Origin of the sequence: Paraburkholderia sp. J11-2, from assembly GCF_905220185.1 — a bacterium.
Taxonomy (GTDB): domain Bacteria; phylum Pseudomonadota; class Gammaproteobacteria; order Burkholderiales; family Burkholderiaceae; genus Paraburkholderia.
This window is the reverse complement of record NZ_CAJMYY010000127.1, coordinates 1-385: the sequence shown is the minus strand read 5'-3', so window position 1 is coordinate 385 and position 385 is coordinate 1. Positions and strand designations below refer to the sequence as shown.

The 385-nt window shown below is 64.9% G+C and carries 1 pseudogene; it reads right to left on the bottom strand.

Annotated elements, in window-relative coordinates:
• A pseudogene (locus tag U5A57_RS41450) lies at positions 1-385 on the bottom strand (hypothetical protein); the annotation flags it as partial.

Genomic DNA, 385 nt, shown 5'->3' with positions numbered 1-385 from the left:
CAGCGCGCCGCCCACGTTGTTGAACGTGCTGCCGCCAATGAGGTACGTCGGAGCCGAGATCGAACCGTCGCTGTTCACCGTCGAGCCACCGCCCAGCGCAGCCGCCGTCGAACTGGACACCGTGTACAGCTGGGAGCCGTTCACCGCGTCCAGGCTCGATGCGTTCACCATGCCGTTCGCCACGTTGTGCAGCGCCACTGCCGACGTTGCCGACGTGCCGCCCAGCGTTACCGAGTCATGTGCCGACGAGTCGTACATCACGGCGTCGGCCAGTTGGCCGTTCATGTTCGTGACATCACCCGCGAGGTTCGTGATGCTCTGGTTCGTCGCGTACAGCTGCGAGCCATTCACCGCGTCCACGCTCGATGCGTTCACCGCACCGTTC